Origin of the sequence: Allorhizobium sp. NPDC080224, assembly GCF_050281005.1 — a bacterium.
GTDB lineage: Bacteria > Pseudomonadota > Alphaproteobacteria > Rhizobiales > Rhizobiaceae > Allorhizobium.
In genome coordinates, this window is sequence record NZ_JBNNWJ010000002.1 from 309,916 (window position 1) to 323,718 (window position 13,803).

Annotated in this window: 16 protein-coding genes; 14 read left to right on the forward strand and 2 right to left on the reverse strand. The window is 60.8% G+C overall.

What is annotated here, in order from left to right; genetic code table 11:
* Positions 1-2: 2 nt before the first annotated feature.
* Positions 3-932 carry a hydroxymethylbilane synthase gene (gene hemC, locus ACQKP1_RS19785; RefSeq protein ID WP_427276683.1) on the reverse strand — a complete coding sequence of 310 codons (930 nt, stop codon included), beginning with the start codon at positions 930-932 and terminating at the stop codon, positions 3-5.
* Positions 933-1,005: 73 nt separating this feature from the next.
* Here hemC and tsaD point away from each other — a divergent pair, with 73 nt between their 5' ends.
* Genes tsaD through ACQKP1_RS19810 form a run of 5 tightly spaced genes read left to right on the forward strand, consistent with a single transcriptional unit; the run spans position 1,006 to position 4,491 of the window.
* On the forward strand, positions 1,006-2,100 hold the full coding sequence (gene tsaD / locus ACQKP1_RS19790; RefSeq protein ID WP_427276684.1) for a tRNA (adenosine(37)-N6)-threonylcarbamoyltransferase complex transferase subunit TsaD: 1,095 nt from the start codon (positions 1,006-1,008) through the stop codon (positions 2,098-2,100).
* Positions 2,097-3,086: an NAD(P)H-dependent glycerol-3-phosphate dehydrogenase gene (locus tag ACQKP1_RS19795; RefSeq protein WP_427276685.1), complete on the forward strand. Its 990-nt coding sequence runs from the start codon at positions 2,097-2,099 to the stop codon at positions 3,084-3,086. Before tsaD ends, ACQKP1_RS19795 begins: the two co-directional genes overlap by 4 nt.
* Positions 3,087-3,108: 22 nt before the next feature.
* Positions 3,109-3,402: a YciI-like protein gene (locus ACQKP1_RS19800; RefSeq protein WP_427276686.1), complete on the forward strand. Its 294-nt coding sequence runs from the start codon at positions 3,109-3,111 to the stop codon at positions 3,400-3,402.
* A gap of 5 nt (positions 3,403-3,407) precedes the next feature.
* Complete coding sequence (locus ACQKP1_RS19805; RefSeq protein ID WP_427276687.1) at positions 3,408-3,839, forward strand: EVE domain-containing protein; 432 nt, start codon at positions 3,408-3,410, stop codon at positions 3,837-3,839.
* A 7-nt stretch (positions 3,840-3,846) separates the two neighbouring features.
* Complete coding sequence (locus ACQKP1_RS19810) at positions 3,847-4,491, forward strand: class I SAM-dependent methyltransferase (protein WP_427276688.1); 645 nt, start codon at positions 3,847-3,849, stop codon at positions 4,489-4,491.
* On the opposite strand, the gene ACQKP1_RS19815 is transcribed toward ACQKP1_RS19810, so the two are convergent.
* Complete coding sequence (locus ACQKP1_RS19815; RefSeq protein ID WP_427276689.1) at positions 4,488-4,847, reverse strand: hypothetical protein; 360 nt, start codon at positions 4,845-4,847, stop codon at positions 4,488-4,490. The two genes, ACQKP1_RS19810 and ACQKP1_RS19815, sit on opposite strands and share 4 nt — an antisense overlap.
* A 286-nt stretch (positions 4,848-5,133) precedes the next feature.
* Here ACQKP1_RS19815 and sdhC point away from each other — a divergent pair, with 286 nt between their 5' ends.
* The 9 genes from sdhC (at position 5,134) to sucD (ending at position 13,785) form a co-directional block, all read left to right on the forward strand.
* Positions 5,134-5,529: a succinate dehydrogenase, cytochrome b556 subunit gene (gene sdhC, locus ACQKP1_RS19820; RefSeq protein WP_203018464.1), complete on the forward strand. Its 396-nt coding sequence runs from the start codon at positions 5,134-5,136 to the stop codon at positions 5,527-5,529.
* Between the two features lie 11 nt (positions 5,530-5,540).
* Positions 5,541-5,921: a succinate dehydrogenase, hydrophobic membrane anchor protein gene (sdhD, locus tag ACQKP1_RS19825; protein ID WP_006724456.1), complete on the forward strand. Its 381-nt coding sequence runs from the start codon at positions 5,541-5,543 to the stop codon at positions 5,919-5,921.
* Between the two features lie 6 nt (positions 5,922-5,927).
* Positions 5,928-7,772, forward strand: coding sequence for a succinate dehydrogenase flavoprotein subunit (gene sdhA / locus ACQKP1_RS19830; protein ID WP_006724457.1), 1,845 nt, complete (start codon positions 5,928-5,930; stop codon positions 7,770-7,772).
* 15 nt (positions 7,773-7,787) lie between these two features.
* Positions 7,788-8,567, forward strand: a complete 780-nt coding sequence (locus tag ACQKP1_RS19835; RefSeq protein WP_006724458.1) for a succinate dehydrogenase iron-sulfur subunit — start codon at positions 7,788-7,790, stop codon at positions 8,565-8,567.
* A 182-nt stretch (positions 8,568-8,749) separates the two neighbouring features.
* Positions 8,750-9,280, forward strand: coding sequence for a protease inhibitor Inh/omp19 family protein (locus ACQKP1_RS19840; protein WP_006724459.1), 531 nt, complete (start codon positions 8,750-8,752; stop codon positions 9,278-9,280).
* Between the two features lie 60 nt (positions 9,281-9,340).
* A complete protein-coding gene (gene zapE, locus ACQKP1_RS19845; RefSeq protein WP_427276690.1) occupies positions 9,341-10,516 on the forward strand; it encodes a cell division protein ZapE in 1,176 nt (391 codons plus the stop codon).
* A gap of 161 nt (positions 10,517-10,677) precedes the next feature.
* Positions 10,678-11,640, forward strand: coding sequence for a malate dehydrogenase (gene mdh / locus ACQKP1_RS19850; RefSeq protein ID WP_427276691.1), 963 nt, complete (start codon positions 10,678-10,680; stop codon positions 11,638-11,640).
* Between the two features lie 31 nt (positions 11,641-11,671).
* Positions 11,672-12,865, forward strand: coding sequence for an ADP-forming succinate--CoA ligase subunit beta (gene sucC / locus ACQKP1_RS19855; protein ID WP_427276692.1), 1,194 nt, complete (start codon positions 11,672-11,674; stop codon positions 12,863-12,865).
* A gap of 17 nt (positions 12,866-12,882) precedes the next feature.
* The gene (gene sucD / locus ACQKP1_RS19860; protein WP_006724463.1) at positions 12,883-13,785 is read left to right on the forward strand and encodes a succinate--CoA ligase subunit alpha; all 903 of its coding nucleotides are present in this window, start codon (positions 12,883-12,885) and stop codon (positions 13,783-13,785) included.
* Positions 13,786-13,803 lie beyond the last annotated feature (18 nt).

Consider the following 13,803-nt stretch of genomic DNA (forward strand, 5'->3'; position numbering starts at 1 on the left):
GCTTAACTCCAGCTGTCGAAGAAGTCGCTGCCTGCCGCGCTGCGGACCGTTCCGCCGGCTCTTGCGCCGAGCACGGCAGCCTCCGTCCGGCTTCCCTCGATCTCAACGTCATGCCAGCGGCTGCCGTCGGGCGTCAGGATCATGCCGGCAAAGCGGATCGCGTCGCCCTGCACCGTTGCAAGGCCTGCAATCGGCGTGCGGCAAGAGCCATCGAGGGCGCCGAGGAAGGCGCGTTCGCAGCTGACAGCGTCAAAGGTATCGTGGTCATTGATCGCTTCGAGCAGGTCGTTGACCCTCGTGTCGCCGATGCGGCTCTCGATACAGATCGCGCCTTGTGCCGGTGCCGGCGGAAACTCGCTGGGGTCAAGCAGTTCGGTCGGGATCTCAGGCTTACCGAGACGCTTCAGGCCGGCAAAGGCAAGCAAGGTTGCATCCACTTCGCCGTCGGCAAGCTTGCGCAGGCGGGTGTCGACCAGACCGCGGAAGGTGATGACGTTGATATCGGGACGGATGCGGCGGATGAGGGCTTGTCGACGTAGCGAAGAGGAGCCGACGGTTGCTCCTTGCGGAAGCTCCTTCAGCGTCGGAGCCGTGCGGCCAACGACGGCATCACGGACATCCTCACGTGGCAGGTAGGCGGAGAGGAAAAGCCCTTCCGGCAGCTTGGTCGGCATGTCCTTGGACGAATGCACGGCGAAATCGAGGTCGCCCGAGAGCAGCTGTTCTTCCAGTTCTTCGGTAAAGAGCCCCTTGCCGCCGATCTCCGAAAGGGCCCGGTCAGTGATCCGGTCGCCCTTCGTGGAGAGTACCACGATCTCGAACATCTCTTCCGGAAGTCCGTGAGCCACCATGAGGCGGGCGCGTGTCTCCGAAGCCTGGGCGAGAGCGAGCGGGCTGCCCCGCGTGCCGATGCGGAAAGGTTTTGTTTGCATCCGAACTTGTCCGTTGTTACCGACAGGTTTCGTAGACCGGTTTCTCGGCGACCGCAATCAATGAACAGGTTACATGACATCCAAACTGCGCATCCTCGGTATCGAAACGAGCTGTGACGAAACGGCCGCGGCCGTCGTCACGCGGCTTTCTGACGGCTCGGCCGTCACCGAGGCGGATGTCGTCTTGAGCCAGCTCGACGAGCACAGCGCCTATGGCGGCGTAGTGCCGGAGATTGCCGCCCGCGCCCATGTCGATGCGCTGGATACGTTGATCGAGGAAGCGCTGACACGGGCCGGCATCACGCTCTCAGAAGTCGATGCCATTGCTGCCACGTCCGGCCCCGGCCTGATCGGCGGGTTGCTGGTGGGGCTGATGACCGGCAAGGCTATCGCACGGGCGACGGGTAAACCGCTCTATGCCGTCAACCATCTCGAGGGCCATGCGCTGACGGCGCGGCTCACCGATGGCGTTGCTTTTCCCTATTTGATGCTGCTTGTTTCCGGCGGTCACACACAACTCGTGCTGGTCAAGGGTGTAGGTGAATACGAGCGCTGGGGCACCACCATCGACGATGCTCTGGGCGAGGCCTTCGACAAGACGGCGAAGCTTCTCGGGCTTCCCTATCCGGGTGGTCCGGCTGTGGAGCGGGCAGCCGCCACGGGCAATCCCAAGCGGTTTGCCTTCCCACGGCCGCTTGTCGGCGAAGCGCGCCTCGATTTTTCCTTCTCGGGGCTCAAAACTGCCGTGCGTCAGGCGGCCGAAGGCATCGCGCCAGTCACAGATCAGGACATCGCCGATATCTGCGCCTCGTTCCAGCATGCCATTTCGCGTACGCTGAAAGATCGCATCGGCCGTGGCCTGCAGCGGTTCAAGGAGACGTTTCCCGATGTGGCCGAACCTTCGCTGGTCGTCGCCGGCGGTGTGGCTGCCAATAAAGAGGTGCGCCAGACGCTGGATACGCTCTGCGGAGAGCATCGATTCCGGTTCGTCGCGCCGCCGCACCATCTTTGCACCGACAATGCCGTGATGATCGCCTGGGCAGGTCTGGAGCGCATGGCGCTTGGCATGCCCTCGGATGATCTTTTCGTCGCACCCCGCTCGCGCTGGCCGCTCGATCAGGATGCCAAGGCCTTGCTCGCTTATGGAAAGCGGGGCGCCAAGGCATGAGCGAGATACAACGTATCGCCGTCATCGGTGCAGGCGCCTTTGGGACGGCGCTTGCCGCCGTGATTGCCCAGACCGGCAAGGCAGAGGCAGTTCTGATCGGCCGCGACGCGTCCGGGATGGGCGATCTTGCGAACAGTCGGATACACGAGGCGGCACTGCCCGGCATTCGATTGCCCGAGGCGCTGGCCTACTCTGCCAGACCGCAAGACCTGACCACAGCGGACATCGTCCTCTTCGTTATGCCGTCGCAGGCACAGGTCGCTGCGGCGGAGACCTACGGTCCCTATCTGAAGCCGGGCGCGCCCGTTGTCATCTGCGCGAAAGGCATCGAGAAGCAGACGTCTCGCCTTCTGACCGATGTGCTGGAGGCGGCACTTCCCGATCATCCGATCGCCATGCTGTCAGGTCCGGGCTTTGCGGCTGATATTGCCAAGGGGCTGCCGACGGCCATGGCGATTGCTGCAGAAGATCTGTCCCTTGCCGAACATCTCGCCAAGGCGATTTCCGGACAGACGTTCCGGCTCTATGCCTCCGACGACCGGATCGGCGTGCAGCTCGGCGGTGCACTGAAGAACGTGCTGGCGATCGCCTGCGGTATCGTCGAGGGCATGGGGCTCGGGGATTCGGCGCGTGCGGCGCTGATCGCCCGTGGCCTCGCTGAGATGTCTAGACTGGTCGATGCGATGGGTGGGCGAGGCGATACGGTGCGGGGCTTGTCGGGGCTCGGCGACCTGGTGCTGACCGCGACCAGCCACCAGTCCCGCAACCTGCGCTTCGGTATTGCGCTTGGCCGTGGCGAACCCATGGGCTCTCAGCATGGTTCGCTCGTCGAAGGTGCCTTTGCGGCCGCAGTCGCTGCCCGTCTCGCCGAAGGTCACCAGATCGAGATGCCGATCACGCAGGCTGTTGCCGCGATCATCGATGGCAGGTTGGACATCCCGACCGCGATCACCCAACTGATGTCACGACCGATCACCACCGAATAAGAGACCCTTGAGGAGAGAAAAGATGCTGTTTGCCGTCATTTGCGCCGACAAGCCAGGACACCTGAACCTTCGGATGGAAACGCGTCCGCCGCATGTCGAATGGCTGAACGGGCTGAATGCCGCCGGCCAGCTGAAGATTGCCGGCCCTTTCCTCGATGCCGAGGGCAAGCCCTGCGGCTCGATGCTAATCATCGCGGCCGATGATATCGAGGCTGCCAAGGCGCTTGCAGCGCAGGACCCCTATGCCAAGGCCGGCCTGTTCGAGACTGTCGAGATCAAGCCCTATAACTGGGTCTTCAACAATCCGGAGGCGTGAACGGCATGGCATTCTGGCTCTACAAATCAGAACCCTTCAAGTGGTCCTGGGAAATGCAGAAGGCCAAGGGTGACGCCGGGGAAGAGTGGACCGGCGTTCGCAATTATCTTGCGCGCAACAACATGCGGGCGATGAAAATCGGCGACAAGGGCTTCTTCTACCACTCCAACGAGGGCCTGGAAGTCGTGGGCATCGTCGAGGTCTGTGCGCTCTCTCATCCGGATTCGACCGCGGAGGGTGACGCGCGCTGGGACTGCGTCGACATCCGCGCCGTCTGCGACATGCCTAAACCGGTCAGCCTCAAGGACGTGAAGGCGAATGAGAAGCTGTCGAAGATGGCGCTTGTCACCTCCATGCGGCTTTCCGTTCAGCCGGTGACGGATGACGAGTATTTCGAGGTCTGCCGCATGGGCGGCCTCGAAAATCCGCCCGTGTGACCCCCTCGTGAAGACAGACCCCGATCGATTCATCCTCGTAAACACCAGCGTGCTGTCGCCGCCGCATGTGCCGGAAATCCGGCTTCATCTGGCAAGCGAGGTGCATGATCTCTGGCTGAAGACGGAGGAGGATCTGGAGGCGATCGGGCTGCCGCCGCCGTTCTGGGCCTTTGCCTGGGCGGGCGGCCAGGGGCTTGCGCGCTTTGTGCTCGATCATCCGGAGACGGTTCGGGGCAAGCGTGTGCTGGATTTCGCCAGTGGCTCCGGCATGGTAGCCATTGCTGCGGCGAAAGCCGGTGCAGCAGAAGTGCTAGCCGCCGATATCGATCCTTGGGCCAGAAGTGCGGTGCGGCTGAATGCCGCCCTCAACGATGTAAGCGTCGACTTCACCACCGAGGATCTCATTGGTCGATCCGTCGATTTCGAGGTGATCCTGGCCGGTGACGTCTTTTACGAAAGCGACTTCGCTCGGGCGCTCGTCACCTGGTTCGCGGACATGGCGAAAGACGGTTGTCTGGTGCTTGTCGGCGATCCCGGGCGAAGCTATCGCCCGATCGAACACCTAGAGCCTGTGGCGACCTATGAGGTGCCTGTCACGCGCGTTCTGGAAGACAGCGAGATCAAGAAGACGACCGTCTGGAAATTTCTCTAGTTCTTCGGCCTGATCACACAGACACCGGCTTCGAACGAGCAAGCCTCATCCGGATTTTCGGCAGAAATTTCAATGATTTTTGCCTTGGGCGCGCGATAGGCAATGACTTGCGGCCTCAAGCCCCTGTCTATGGCCAGGAACACGCCGTTGCCTTTGATGCGCAGGCCCGAGACGCTGCCGACGAAGGTGCCGATGCCGGGGATGACAGAGGGAAGACCGTTGCTGCCGATCACCGCCTGGCCCTGGGATTTGTAATGGCCATGGCCTCGGTCATGCTGCTCCCCGGCGAGGCCGCCGTCGGCGGTGGAGATGAGCGCGATGGCCGCAGCTGTCAAAACGGAACCATACTTTAGCATGCGGCAACCTCCGGGACGCAGTTAACAAATCGTTAACGCAACATGCCGCAACTGGTTGCTAAAGTCATCCATCTCAACGCTTTTTTCGTACGGAGGCATGCGGTTCGCATGGACGCTAAAGGTCTGTTCACGCGAATCGATTAAATTGAAATCGTCAAGCGAATGTGCTTGTCGTCCGGGGTTTCGAGGATTAAACGTCCCCCTGATGCAATGCCACAAACGTTATGACGCATTGCAAACAATATGTCCGGACTCTCGGACCGCATCGAGACGCCGCGAGGTTTAGATGGCGAATGTGACTAAAAACCGGCCCCTGTCGCCGCACCTGCAAATCTACAAGCCGATCCCCACCATGGTCATGTCGATCCTGCACCGCATCACCGGTGCGGCGCTATATTTCGGCACGATCCTCGTGGCTTGGTGGCTCGTGGCAGCCTCCACCGGCGCCGAGTACTTCGAATGGGTCAACTGGTTCATGGGCACCATCATCGGTCGCCTGATCCTGTTCGGTTATACCTGGGCACTGATCCACCACATGCTTGGCGGACTTCGCCACCTGATGTGGGATGTCGGCTATGGCTTCGAGAAGCATTTCTCGACGAAGCTCGCCAAGGCGAACATCATCGCGTCCGTCGTCCTGACGATCCTCGTCTGGGTCGTCGCCTATATCATTCGCACCTGAGGCACCATTTCATGGATATGCGCACTCCGCTCGGCAAGGTCCGCGGTCTCGGCTCGGCCAAGGAAGGCACAGAGCACTTCTGGCGTCAGCGTCTGACGGCCGTTTCGAACATCCCGCTGATCCTCTTCTTCGTCGGCTTTCTGGTCATGTACAACGGCGCGCCCTATGCCGAGGTGGTTGGCGCATTGTCGCACCCGCTCGTTGCCGTCGTCATGGGTCTGGTCGTGCTTTCGGCCCTGATCCATATGAAGCTCGGCATGCAGGTGATCATCGAGGACTATGTCCATGCGGAGATCGCCAAGCTTCTGCTTCTGATGCTGAACACGTTCTTCGCGATCCTGATTGGTGGTCTCTGTCTTTTCGCCATCTTGAAGATCGCATTCGTAGGGTAAATCAACATGGCAACCATTCATAACTTCGCCCAGACCGGCAAAGCCTATACCTATGTTGACCATTCCTACGACGTCGTGGTCGTCGGCGCCGGTGGTGCTGGCCTTCGCGCGACGCTCGGCATGGCCGAACAGGGCTTCAAGACGGCCTGCATCACCAAGGTCTTCCCGACCCGCTCACACACCGTTGCGGCCCAGGGCGGTATTGCCGCTTCGCTGAACAACATGACGCCCGACTGCTGGCAGTGGCACCTCTATGACACCGTCAAGGGTTCCGACTGGCTCGGTGATGTCGATGCCATGCAGTATCTCGCCATGGAAGCGCCGAAGGCGGTCTATGAGCTCGAGCATTACGGTGTTCCCTTCTCGCGTAATGAAGAAGGCAAGATCTATCAGCGCCCCTTCGGCGGTCACATGCAGAACTATGGCGAAGGCCCGCCGGTACAGCGCACCTGTGCTGCTGCCGACCGTACCGGCCACGCCATCCTGCACACGCTTTACGGCCAGTCGCTGCGCAACAATGCGGAGTTCTTCATCGAGTATTTCGCGCTCGATCTGATCATGTCTGACGATGGCAGCCGCTGCACCGGCGTCGTTGCCTGGAACCTCGACGACGGCACCATCCATCGCTTCTCCGCGAAGATGGTCGTTTTGGCGACGGGTGGTTATGGCCGCGCCTACTTCTCGGCGACGTCCGCGCACACCTGCACCGGCGACGGCGGCGGCATGATTGCCCGCGCGGGTCTTCCGCTGCAGGACATGGAATTCGTCCAGTTCCACCCGACCGGTATCTACGGCGCCGGCTGTCTGATCACCGAAGGCGCACGCGGCGAAGGCGGTTATCTCGTCAACTCCGAAGGCGAGCGCTTCATGGAGCGTTACGCCCCGTCCGCCAAGGATCTTGCCTCGCGTGACGTCGTCTCGCGTTGCATGACGATGGAAATCCGTGAAGGCCGCGGCGTCGGCAAGAACAAGGACCACATCTTCCTGCATCTCGACCACCTTGATCCCGCCGTCCTGCACGAACGACTGCCGGGTATCTCGGAATCGGCCAAGATCTTTGCCGGCGTCGATGTGACCCGCGAGCCGATCCCGGTTCTGCCGACTGTTCACTACAACATGGGCGGCATTCCGACGAACTATTGGGGCGAAGTGCTGAACGCCGACTCCAACAATCCGGAACGCATCATTCCGGGCCTGATGGCCGTCGGTGAAGCTGGTTGCGCGTCTGTTCACGGGGCAAACCGTCTCGGCTCGAACTCGCTGATCGACCTTGTCGTCTTCGGTCGCGCTGCAGCTATCCGGGCTGCTGAGGTCATCGACCGTACCTCGCCGATCCCGGCGCTCAATGTCGCTGCCTGCGACAAGATCATGGACCGCTTCGACAACACGCGTCACGCTTCGGGCCAGACCCCGACCGCCGTGCTGCGCGACAAGATGCAGCGCGCCATGCAGGAAGACGCGGCCGTCTTCCGCACGCAGGAATCGCTTGAAAGTGGCTGCCAGCGTCTGTCGGCGATCTGGAAGGAGCTGCCAGACATCAAGGTCACCGACCGTTCGATGATCTGGAACTCGGATCTGGTCGAGACCCTCGAGCTGCACAACCTGATGGCCAATGCGATCACCACGGTCTATGGCGCCGAGGCCCGCAAGGAGAGCCGTGGTTCGCATGCGCGCGAAGACTACACCTCCGGTCCGTTTGGCGGTCGCGACGACGAGAACTGGCGCAAGCATACGCTGGCCTGGGTTTCGGAAGCGGGCGACGTCAAGCTCGACTACCGTCCTGTTCATACCGAGCTCATCGCTGAAGGCATCGATCCCCAGAAGATCGCGCCCAAGGCTCGCGTCTACTGATTTGAGGAACTCATCATGGTAGAACTCGCTCTCCCCAAGAATTCCCAGGTCACCGAAGGCAAGGTCTGGCCGAAGCCGGCCGGCGCCAAGAACGTGCGCGAATACCGGGTCTATCGCTGGAACCCGGATGACGGCGCCAATCCGCGCATCGATACCTACTACATCGATGTCGACGATTGCGGCCCGATGGTTCTCGATGGCCTTCTCTACATCAAGAACAATATCGACCCGACGCTGACGCTGCGCCGTTCCTGTCGTGAAGGCATCTGCGGCTCGTGCGCGATGAACATCGATGGCACGAACACGCTTGCCTGCACCAAGGGCATGGATGAGGTGAACGGGACCGTTAAGGTCTATCCGTTGCCGCATATGCCTGTGGTCAAGGATCTGGTGCCTGACCTCTCGAACTTCTATGCCCAGCATCGTTCGATCGAGCCCTGGCTGCAGACGGTGTCGCCGCCTCCGGCGAAGGAATGGAAGCAGAGCCACGAGGATCGCCAGAAGCTCGACGGTCTCTACGAGTGCATTCTCTGCGCCTGCTGCTCGACCTCCTGTCCCAGCTATTGGTGGAACGGTGACCGTTATCTCGGTCCGGCCGTGCTGCTGCAGGCCTATCGCTGGCTGATCGATAGCCGCGACGAAGCGACCGGCGAGCGCCTCGATAATCTCGAGGATCCCTTCCGCCTCTATCGTTGCCACACGATCATGAACTGCGCGCAGGCCTGCCCGAAGGGGCTGAACCCGGCTAAGGCGATCGCGGAAATCAAGAAGATGATGGTCGAGCGTCGCGCCTGAGCCACATTGTCAAAAGAATGAGAGGCCGTCCGGAACTGTTTCGGGCGGCCTTAATTTATCCTTATAGTGCCGGCTATCGATCGGGCGCGATATGGAACTTGATTAACCATATTCACGTAACATATTTAAAACCCAGTTGTACGGCAGGTTGCGGCGCAGGTCGCGAGAGCGGGAGTATAATGATGAAATTCAGCCATGCAGTCACCGGAGCAGCCATCCTTCTGGCGCTCGCGGGGTGCCAGCGTACATCCTACAGCAACATGAATTCTGCCAACAGCGCTCTTCCGCCGCTGCAGGCCCAGCCCGTACCCTCGGTGCAGTCCGGCCAGCTTCCGCCGCCCGGCTCGGCTGACCCCAATCAGTTCCCCGCTGCTCCGGCAACGAATACGGCGGCTGCCGTCGGCGCTGCCGGTGCTCCGGCCACCGCGCTCGACGTCACCAAGGAATCGATGGTCGGCAACTGGCGCGTCCAGAGCGCTGGCGCAAGCTGCGACATGTTCCTGACCCTCACCAATCTCGGCAGTGGTTCGCGTGGTGGCACCCGCGGCTGTGCTGGCGAACTCACGACGATGGGTTCCTGGGAAGTGGCGGGCGGCAAGCAGGTTGTGCTCAAGGACCGCAACGGCAATACGATCGGCAGCCTCTACAAGACGGCCGATGCCCGGTTCGACGGCAGCACCGCGTCCGGCCAGCCGGTCAGCCTCAGCCGCTGATCCTCTTCTCATTCCTGCGGTGGCCCGCCTTGGGCCACCCTCCCGGCGGGACATTCATTCATGCAGCCAGTTCCTGACTACGGCTTGAGCGTCGTTGAGCAATTGCGCGCGATGACGGAGGGGGGAACACTTCAGCCTGATCGCCATCAGTTCGGCGTTGCCGAGAAGCTTGACCGTATCCTGACGGAGTTCAAGGCGCGCAAGCCCGCTGCCAAGAAGAGCGCGCTGGGCTGGATGTTTGCCCAGCGGCGCAAACAGGAAATCCCAATCAAGGGTCTCTATGTCCATGGCAGCGTCGGTCGGGGCAAGACCATGCTCATGGACCTGTTCTTCAAGCTCGCACCCGTCGAGAAGAAGCGCCGCGCGCATTTCCACGAGTTCATGGCCGACGTGCATGCGCGGATTCATGCTCATCGCCAGAAACTGAAGACCGGCGAAACGAAGCAGGCCGATCCCGTGCCGCCGGTCGCGGCAGCACTTCGCGAAGAAGCGCAGCTTCTCTGTTTCGACGAATTCACAGTGACCGATATCGCCGATGCGATGATCCTTGCCCGTCTGTTCACCGAGCTCTTTGCGCGGGGTTGCACGCTTGTGGCAACCTCGAATGTCGAGCCTGACAATCTCTACCGCGACGGTCTCAACCGGGGGCTGTTTCTGCCCTTCGTCGATCTGCTGAAGAAGAATGTCGATGTTTCGACGCTCGATTCTCCGACCGACTACCGTCTGGAAAAGATGGAGAGCCTTCCGGTCTACATCGCACCGCTCGACGACGCGCCGAAGATGATGGACATTGCCTGGAGGCGTGTGACTGAAGGCGCGCCCGAGGTGAATACGTCGATCGAGATGAAGGGCAGGACCATCGAGATCCCGCGTGCGGCTGGCCGGGCTGCGCGCTTCAGCTTCCGCGATCTCTGCGAGCGTCCGCTCGGCGCATCCGACTATCTGGCGATCGCCAAGCGCTTCGATGTGGTTTTCGTCGAGAACATTCCGCATCTCGGCCCCGAGAAGCGGAATGAGACGAAACGCTTCATCATCCTGATCGATGCTCTTTATGACGCCAGTGTGCGGCTGTTCGCGTCCGCCGTTGCGATGCCGGAAGCCCTTCTGACGGAGAAGAAGGGCACCGAAGGCTTTGAATTTGATCGAACAGTTTCGCGTCTTTTCGAAATGCGCAGCGCAGATTACCTCGCGCTGCATCATTCAAAACGTCAAAATCATGACGGCTCAGTGACATAATATTTGACGTTTACGTAAGAATTTTATCTTCTAACCGATTGAAATTGATACACTGAAAATTATCGTTTGCGATTTACACCCTTTGGAGCTATGCGGTTTGTCCACAAGGGCAGGCTAAAACTTGTCTCGACCTTGGTCGCGGATCCAAAAGGAAGTCTACAATGGCGCGCAAAAAGATCGCTCTTATCGGTTCTGGAATGATTGGTGGAACGCTGGCGCATCTCGCCAGTCTGAAGGAACTGGGCGACATCGTCCTGTTCGACATTGCTGACGGCATCCCCCAGGGCAAGGGTCTCGACATCGCCCAGTCCGGCCCGGTCGAGGGCTTCAATGCCAAGCTTTCCGGCGCGAGCGACTATGCTGCGATCGAAGGTGCTGACGTCTGCATCGTGACTGCCGGTGTTGCCCGTAAGCCGGGCATGAGCCGCGACGATCTGCTTGGCATCAACCTCAAGGTCATGGAACAGGTCGGTGCCGGCATCAAGAAGTATGCCCCGAACGCCTTCGTCATCTGCATCACCAACCCGCTCGACGCGATGGTCTGGGCTCTGCAGAAGTTCTCGGGCCTGCCGACCAACAAGGTCGTCGGCATGGCCGGCGTTCTCGACTCCGGTCGTTTCCGCCACTTCCTGTCTGAAGAATTCAACGTTTCCGTCCAGGACGTCACGGCATTCGTTCTCGGCGGCCACGGTGACACCATGGTGCCGCTCGCTCGTTACTCGACCGTTGGCGGCATCCCGCTGACCGATCTCGTCAAGATGGGCTGGGTCACCAAGGAACGCCTCGAAGAAATCATCCAGCGCACCCGTGACGGTGGCGCCGAGATCGTCGGTCTGCTGAAGACCGGCTCGGCCTACTACGCACCGGCTGCTTCCGCCATCGAGATGGCCGAGTCCTACCTCAAGGACAAGAAGCGCGTACTGCCTTGCGCAGCCTACCTCACAGGCCAGTACGGCGTGAAGGACATGTATGTCGGCGTACCGGTCATCATCGGTGAAGGCGGCGTCGAGCGCATCATCGAAATCGACCTGAACAAGGCCGAAGAAGAAGCCTTCCAGAAGTCCGTCGGCGCCGTTGCCAGCCTCTGCGAAGCCTGCATCAACATCGCGCCGGCTCTCAAGTAATTGCCATTTCGCCCAAAACAGGGACACGACAATGAACATTCATGAATATCAGGCCAAGGCACTTCTGAAGAGCTTCGGCGCACCGGTCGCCGAAGGTGTGGCGATCTTCTCCGCAGAGGAAGCCGAAGCCGCCGCAAAGCAGCTGCCGGGCCCGCTCTATGTCGTCAAGAGCCAGATCCACGCTGGTGGCCGCGGCAAGGGCAAGTTCAAGGAACTGTCGCCGGATGCCAAGGGCGGCGTTCGCCTCGCTTTCTCGATCGACGAAGCCAAGGCGCATGCCAAGGAAATGTTCGGCAACACGCTGGTGACCGCACAGACCGGCGACGCCGGCAAGCAGGTCAACCGTCTCTACATCGAAGACGGTGCCGACATCGCCCGCGAACTCTACTGCTCGCTGCTCGTCGACCGCTCGGTCGGCCAGGTTGCCTTCGTCGTCTCGACGGAAGGCGGCATGGATATCGAAGCCGTCGCCCATGACACGCCGGAAAAGATCCACACGATTGCGATCGACCCGGAAACTGGCGTCACCGATGCCGACGTTGCCAAGATCTCGGCTGCGCTGGAGCTGACCGGCGCTGCTGCGGAGGACGCAAAGTCGCTCTTCCCGATCCTCTATAAGGCCTTCGTTGAAAAGGACATGGCCCTGCTCGAGGTCAACCCGCTGATCGTCATGAAGAATGACCATCTGCGCGTGCTCGACGCCAAGATGTCGTTCGACGGCAACGCGCTGTTCCGCCATGACGACGTTCGCGCGCTGCGCGACGAGACCGAAGAAGACGCCAAGGAAATCGAAGCCTCAAAGTGGGACCTCGCTTACGTGGCGCTCGACGGCAATATCGGCTGCATGGTCAATGGTGCCGGTCTCGCCATGGCGACGATGGACATCATCAAGCTGTACGGCAAGGAGCCGGCAAACTTCTGCGACGTCGGCGGTGGCGCCGGCAAGGAGAAGGTCGCGGCTGCCTTCAAGATCATCACCGCTGACCCGAAGGTCGAGGGCATCCTCGTCAACATCTTCGGCGGCATCATGAAGTGCGACGTCATCGCGGAAGGCGTCATTGCCGCCGTGAAGGAAGTCGGCCTGAAGGTTCCGCTCGTCGTGCGCCTCGAAGGCACCAATGTCGAACTTGGCAAGAAGCTCCTGAACGAATCCGGTCTCGCGATCACCGCGGCCGACGATCTGGACGACGCTGCCAAGAAGATCGTCGCGGCGATCAACGGCTAATCTGAGGAACCTATTCGATGTCCATTCTTGTAAACAAGAACACCAAGGTCCTCGTTCAGGGCCTGACCGGCAAGACCGGCACCTTCCACACCGAACAGGCGCTTGCCTATTATGGCACGCAGATGGTCGGCGGTATCCATCCGAAGAAGGGTGGCGAAAACTGGACCGGCTCCAAGGGTGAAACCCTGCCGATCTTCGCAACCGTTGCCGAAGCCAAGGAAAAGACCGGTGCCGACGCATCCGTGATCTACGTTCCGCCGGCAGGCGCTGCTGACGCCATCATCGAGGCGATCGACGCCGAGATCCCGTTCATCACCTGCATCACCGAGGGCATCCCGGTCATGGACATGGTGCGGGTCAAGGCCAAGCTCGACAAGTCCAAGTCGCGCCTTCTCGGTCCGAACTGCCCGGGTATCCTGACACCGGAAGAATGCAAGATCGGCATCATGCCGGGCTCGATCTTCCGCAAGGGTTCGGTCGGTATCGTCTCGCGCTCGGGAACATTGACCTATGAAGCGGTGTTCCAGACTTCGAATGAAGGCCTCGGCCAGACGACTGCTGTCGGTATCGGTGGCGACCCGGTCAAGGGTACCGAGTTCATCGACGTGCTCGAAATGTTCCTGGCCGACCCGGCCACGACCTCGATCATCATGATCGGCGAAATCGGTGGTTCGGCTGAAGAAGATGCAGCCCAGTTCCTGATCGACGAAGCCAAGAAGGGCCGCAAGAAGCCGATGGCCGGCTTCATCGCGGGCCGGACTGCTCCGAAGGGCCGCACCATGGGCCATGCAGGTGCTGTCGTATCCGGCGGCAAGGGCGATGCAGAATCGAAGATCGAAGCCATGGAAGCGGCTGGCATCAAGGTTTCGCCATCGCCGGCGCGTCTGGGCAAGACCCTGGTCGAAGTCCTCAAGGGCTGAGACCTGACGAAAATCAAG

What these genes read in the sequence shown, in the direction of transcription:
- hemC (WP_427276683.1), bottom strand. Translation starts at nt 932, where the DNA reads ATGCAAACAAAACCTTTCCGCATCGGCACGCGGGGCAGCCCGCTCGCT.
- tsaD (WP_427276684.1), top strand. Translation starts at nt 1,006, where the DNA reads ATGACATCCAAACTGCGCATCCTCGGTATCGAAACGAGCTGTGACGAA.
- ACQKP1_RS19795 (WP_427276685.1), top strand. Translation starts at nt 2,097, where the DNA reads ATGAGCGAGATACAACGTATCGCCGTCATCGGTGCAGGCGCCTTTGGG.
- ACQKP1_RS19800 (WP_427276686.1), top strand. Translation starts at nt 3,109, where the DNA reads ATGCTGTTTGCCGTCATTTGCGCCGACAAGCCAGGACACCTGAACCTT.
- ACQKP1_RS19805 (WP_427276687.1), top strand. Translation starts at nt 3,408, where the DNA reads ATGGCATTCTGGCTCTACAAATCAGAACCCTTCAAGTGGTCCTGGGAA.
- ACQKP1_RS19815 (WP_427276689.1), bottom strand. Translation starts at nt 4,847, where the DNA reads ATGCTAAAGTATGGTTCCGTTTTGACAGCTGCGGCCATCGCGCTCATC.
- sdhC (WP_203018464.1), top strand. Translation starts at nt 5,134, where the DNA reads ATGGCGAATGTGACTAAAAACCGGCCCCTGTCGCCGCACCTGCAAATC.
- sdhD (WP_006724456.1), top strand. Translation starts at nt 5,541, where the DNA reads ATGGATATGCGCACTCCGCTCGGCAAGGTCCGCGGTCTCGGCTCGGCC.
- sdhA (WP_006724457.1), top strand. Translation starts at nt 5,928, where the DNA reads ATGGCAACCATTCATAACTTCGCCCAGACCGGCAAAGCCTATACCTAT.
- ACQKP1_RS19835 (WP_006724458.1), top strand. Translation starts at nt 7,788, where the DNA reads ATGGTAGAACTCGCTCTCCCCAAGAATTCCCAGGTCACCGAAGGCAAG.
- ACQKP1_RS19840 (WP_006724459.1), top strand. Translation starts at nt 8,750, where the DNA reads ATGAAATTCAGCCATGCAGTCACCGGAGCAGCCATCCTTCTGGCGCTC.
- zapE (WP_427276690.1), top strand. Translation starts at nt 9,341, where the DNA reads ATGCAGCCAGTTCCTGACTACGGCTTGAGCGTCGTTGAGCAATTGCGC.
- mdh (WP_427276691.1), top strand. Translation starts at nt 10,678, where the DNA reads ATGGCGCGCAAAAAGATCGCTCTTATCGGTTCTGGAATGATTGGTGGA.
- sucC (WP_427276692.1), top strand. Translation starts at nt 11,672, where the DNA reads ATGAACATTCATGAATATCAGGCCAAGGCACTTCTGAAGAGCTTCGGC.
- sucD (WP_006724463.1), top strand. Translation starts at nt 12,883, where the DNA reads ATGTCCATTCTTGTAAACAAGAACACCAAGGTCCTCGTTCAGGGCCTG.